The sequence below is a fragment of the Anaeromyxobacter sp. PSR-1 genome, assembly GCF_000964525.1.
GTDB lineage: Bacteria > Myxococcota > Myxococcia > Myxococcales > Anaeromyxobacteraceae > Anaeromyxobacter.
In genome coordinates, this window is the sequence record NZ_BAZG01000317.1 from 1 (window position 1) to 2,410 (window position 2,410).

Here is a 2,410-nt window from a genome sequence, read left to right on the forward strand (position 1 = left end):
GAACGCCTCGCCGAGCGCGCGCTCCCAGCGATGCGCGAACGCCGCCAGCTCCGCCGAGCACGCCTCCAGCTCGCGATCCAGCGCGGCGATCTCGTCGAGCAGCGCCCGCAGCCGGGCCTCGGCCAGCTCGGCCGGTCCGGGGGGCGGGGCGGGGAGCCGGGCGAGCCCGAGCGCTCGCTCGCGAGGGGACATGCGCCCCCGGTTCTATCACCGGCGGCCGACGCCGGTGGAGACCCGGACCCGCTCCTCGTCGGACAGGCGCCTGCCGAAGCCCCACACCGCGTAGGCGACGAGCGCCACCGCGAAGTACTGCGCGAAGGTGAGGCCGAGGTGGCGCGCGTCGGCGTAGGACACGTCGGTCGCGCGCAGGAAGTCGAGCAGGAAGCGCCCGATCCCGTACACGAGCGCGAGCAGCGGCAGCAGCCGGCCGCGCAGCACGTCGCGGCGGTGCAGCGCCCACAGCACCGCCCCGAGCGACAGCAGCAGGATGGCCTCGTACAGCCCGAGGTCGTGGCGGGGGCCGTCCGGGAACCGGACCGCGAGGAAGAAGTCGGTGAGTCGGCCCGGGTGATCGTGCACCGTGAAGCAGCCCACCCGCGCGATGCCCCAGCCCGGCGCCACGCCCAGCGCGAACGCGTCGGCGTAGGCGGTGAAGCGCACGCGCTTGCGCCGGAAGTAGACCGCCGCGGCGACCATGCCGCCGGCGAGGCCGCCCATCGACGAGAGGCCCTCCCAGAACTTGAAGATGCGCAGCGGGTCCTGCAGCTCCTCCGGGTGGTAGAAGAACAGGTGCGCGAGGTGCCCCAGCACCACGCCCGCCAGCACCCCCACCACCGCGAAGTCGAGGATGACCTGCGGGTCCTTGCCGAGCTGCTTCGCGCCGCGCGCGGAGAGCTGGACGGCGGCGAGGATCCCGAGCGCGGAGAGCACGCCGAAGGACTGGAGGGTGAACGGGCCGAGCGAGGCGCTGGGGAGCTCGAACCAGGGGATGATCGCGAGGGGCATCGGCGCAGCTTTACCTCCCGGACGGCCGGCGGTCCACGCGAAAGCCCACCGTCCGCGGCACCCCGCCGCGACCCGGCGGGCGCCGGCCCCGGGCCGCCCGCGCGGGCCTATCCTCGGGCGGAGGAGGTGGCCCATGGCCCCGACCATCCCGGGCGCGGAGGCGCTGGCCTCGCTCGCCGCCGCGCTGTTCCCGGGCGGCGCGGTCGCGCGGATCGAGCCGCTCGGCCCCGACGCCGGCGGCGGCGACAAGGCCATCGGCTACGGCCGGCCGCAGCGCGTGACGGTGCGGCTGCCCGGCGGCGGCGAGCGGCGCTTCGTGTTCCGCACGCAGGCGCCCAACGAGTTCGGCCACGACCGGCGCGCGGATCGCGCCGAGGGCGCGCTGCTCGCGTACGACCTGTTCGGCCGCTTCCCGCGCCACGTGCGCGCGCTCGACGTGGGCGCGATCGCGGCCGACGGGCGCCTCGTGTCGCTGGGCGGGGCGGGCGAGTTCTGGCTCGCCACCGACTGGGCCGACGGGACGCTGTACGCCGACGACCTCCGGCGCGTGGCCGCGCAGGGCGCCGGGCCGCTCGACCGGGCGCGGGCGGACGCGCTGGTGGACTACCTGGTGCGCCTGCACGCGGAGCGGATCGACGACCCGGTGGCCTGGCGGCGCGCGGTGCGCGACCTCCTCGGCCACGGCGAGGGGATCTTCGGCCTGGTGGACGCGTACCCGCCGGACGTGCCGGCGGCCCCGCCGGCGCGGCTCCGGGCGCTCGAGGAACGGTGCCTGGCGGCGCGCTGGGCGCTGCGCGCGCGGGCCGGCCGGCTCGCGCGCACGCACGGCGACTTCCACCCGTTCAACGTGGTGTTCCGCCCGCCCGGCCCGGGCGAGGACGGCGCCGGCTTCACCCTGCTCGACGCCTCGCGCGGCGGCGCCGGCGACCCGGCCGACGACGTGGTCGCGCTCACGGTGAACTACCCGTTCTTCGCGCTGGGCCACCCCGGCGCCTGGGCGGGCGGGCTGCGCGAGCTGTGGCGGCGCGCCTGGGAGCGCTACCTCGCCGGCACCGGCGACCGCGCGGTGCTGGAGACCGCGCCGGCGTACCTCGCCTGGCGCGCGCTGGTGCTCGCCTGCCCGCGCTTCTACCCGCACCTGCCGGCGCCGGCGCGCGACCGGCTCCTCGGGCTGGCGGAGCGGACGCTCGACGCCGGGCGGCTCGAGCCGGGCGAGGCGGACGCGCTGTTCGCGGCGGAGGGCGCATGAGCGGCGCGGTGGTGTGGGTGACCGGGCTCCCCTCCTCCGGCAAGAGCACCTTCGGCCGGGCGCTGGTGGCGCGCGTGCGCGCGGCGGACCGCCCGGCGGTGCTGCTCGACGGCGACGCGGTGCGGGCCGCGCTCTCGCCGGCGCCGGGCTACGACC

Annotated in this window: 3 protein-coding genes and 1 pseudogene; 2 read left to right on the forward strand and 2 right to left on the reverse strand. The window is 77.8% G+C overall.

Annotated elements, in window-relative coordinates; all coding sequences use genetic code 11:
- Together PSR1_RS22890 and PSR1_RS22895 are read right to left on the reverse strand one after the other, a co-directional pair.
- Positions 1-192: pseudogene (locus PSR1_RS22890) on the reverse strand (molecular chaperone DnaJ); the annotation flags it as partial.
- Between the two features lie 15 nt (positions 193-207).
- A complete protein-coding gene (locus PSR1_RS22895; protein ID WP_059439601.1) occupies positions 208-1,005 on the reverse strand; it encodes a prolipoprotein diacylglyceryl transferase in 798 nt (265 codons plus the stop codon).
- A gap of 133 nt (positions 1,006-1,138) precedes the next feature.
- Here PSR1_RS22895 and PSR1_RS22900 point away from each other — a divergent pair, with 133 nt between their 5' ends.
- Together PSR1_RS22900 and PSR1_RS22905 are read left to right on the forward strand one after the other, a co-directional pair.
- Positions 1,139-2,254, forward strand: coding sequence for a phosphotransferase (locus tag PSR1_RS22900; RefSeq protein ID WP_059439602.1), 1,116 nt, complete (start codon positions 1,139-1,141; stop codon positions 2,252-2,254).
- A partial coding sequence (locus PSR1_RS22905) for an adenylyl-sulfate kinase (RefSeq protein ID WP_152643429.1) occupies positions 2,251-2,410 on the forward strand: 160 nt, incomplete at its 3' end. The genes PSR1_RS22900 and PSR1_RS22905, both read left to right, overlap by 4 nt.